Below are 1,685 nucleotides of genomic sequence, written 5' to 3'. Positions count from 1 at the left end.
CCTGAATCCGTGAAGCCGGCGCCGACACTCCCCCTATCACCGCCAGCGAGCATTTTTTGACCATTCGCCCCGTGCAAGTTGGCTTTCGCAAGCCCATTATTGCCAAAACCCACCGTGCTGATCGGTGCTGACGGCCCGTTTTGTCATGCCTTTCCACCCGCCAGGCACGACATATCTGGCGATCGCGTGTCGCTTGGAACTGCTTGTGGATAGAGTGTCGCCGATTGACGGTCAGCATGGCGTTCCTCGTGGATAACGCAGTCGGCTCCGCAGCGTCTTGAGCACCGTCATGCGCCCGATATCCTGCCCGAAGTCGAGGATGATCTGCCGTGCCTTGTGAATCACGAGAGCCGCACGGTGCACCAACTCTTGTAGCACGGTGCGCAGCCGGCGCCGCTTGGCCGGGTGGCGAACCGGGCTCAGCTCGCCGGTCATGCCCAGCTGTCCCATCAGACGCAGGATGTTGTAGGCCAACTGGGCGAGATGCAGGATCAGGTCGTTGGTGGCGAACTTGCCGGACGGCAAGCGCTCCAGGTCGAGATCGGTCTTGATCTCGCTGTGAAACTGCTCATGGGTGGCATGCGCCTGGTAGCGCTTTATCACCGCCTCCGGCGCCTCTTCCAGGCTGGTCCACCAGCCTTCCAGCTCATAGTCCGGTTCGATCAGGAGTTGGCCATCGGGATCGGCGGTGCGTTCCACCAGGCGCATCACGCGCTTGACGACGTATTCGATCTTGTTGTCGTCGTGGATCGAGACCGTCTGCGTCCACAGCGCCTGGCGTTTGCCGGGACGTAGTTCTTGCCAATAGTCCGCCGCCACCGCCAGCCAGGTATCTCGATCAGCCGTGGCCGAGCCACGGGGGTTCCATTTGACGACATAGTCGAGCCGGCGCCCCGCGTCGGCAAAGGCCTGACGTTGCCGTTCGAGCAGGGCCAGGTGCGCCTGGCTGTCGAAGCCGCTGTCCTCACGCAGCAGGATGGGTTGCTCGGTCAGACCCTGGGCGCGAGGCAGCACCCGCTCCAGGAAGGCGTTGCTCTCCTTCATGGTGTGCTGCTTGCCGGGACGCAGCTCCAGGCCCAGGCACCACCCTTCGTTGCCCAGATACGCGGCGATCGGGGTGTAGCCATCGACCTTCTGGTAGGTCCGCGAGACGCCTTCCTTCTTCGAATTGCTGTTGTCCATGACGAAGGTGTCGATGTCCAGGCAGACGTGTGTCGTCTCGGCGGTGATCGGTGCCTCGACCAGTGACAGCAGGGTCGTCGACCAGCTGGCGGTGCGCGCCTGCAGGTCATTGGCGGCAAGTTTTTCCAGCCGCTGTCGCAGCGTGGCGGTGCTCGGCACCTTCTGCAGGGTCAGCAGCTGCTGGAAGGGTTTGTCGCGGCGGAAGTTTTCGATGGCATCATAGTCGCTCATGCCTAGACACAGCAGACCCAGGTAGCTCTTGACCACGTCGCTGGTGCGCATACCCAGCGTGGTGGGGAAGCGGCCGTCGATGCTGTCGACGCCGGCGATCTCGATGCACTGCCCGATGATCGACAGCCCGGAATGGCTGGTGAGGGTGCGGCGACTGGCGCGGAACTTTATGTTGGGCATGGCACTGTCTGGGTGAATGGCGATAATGGCTATATTGCCATGCAGGTCAGTGGGTTAGAAGTGCTTCCGGGGGCCGGTCTCACGGATTCAGG

Annotated in this window: 1 protein-coding gene; it reads right to left on the bottom strand. The window is 62.4% G+C overall.

Annotation, left to right across the window (positions count from 1 at the left end; genetic code table 11):
- Positions 1-231 precede the first annotated feature (231 nt).
- The gene (locus tag Q358_RS0113870) at positions 232-1,593 is read right to left on the bottom strand and encodes an IS1380 family transposase (RefSeq protein ID WP_027962522.1); all 1,362 of its coding nucleotides are present in this window, start codon (positions 1,591-1,593) and stop codon (positions 232-234) included.
- Between the last annotated feature and the right edge of the window lie 92 nt (positions 1,594-1,685).

Origin of the sequence: Halomonas halodenitrificans DSM 735 (genome assembly GCF_000620045.1) — a bacterium.
Taxonomy (GTDB): Bacteria; Pseudomonadota; Gammaproteobacteria; order Pseudomonadales; family Halomonadaceae; genus Halomonas; species Halomonas halodenitrificans.
This window is presented reverse-complemented; position numbering and strand designations above follow the sequence as displayed.

Bases quoted from the DNA above. Each gene is read 5' to 3' on its own strand.
- Q358_RS0113870 (WP_027962522.1), bottom strand. From the start codon at position 1,593: ATGCCCAACATAAAGTTCCGCGCCAGTCGCCGCACCCTCACCAGCCAT.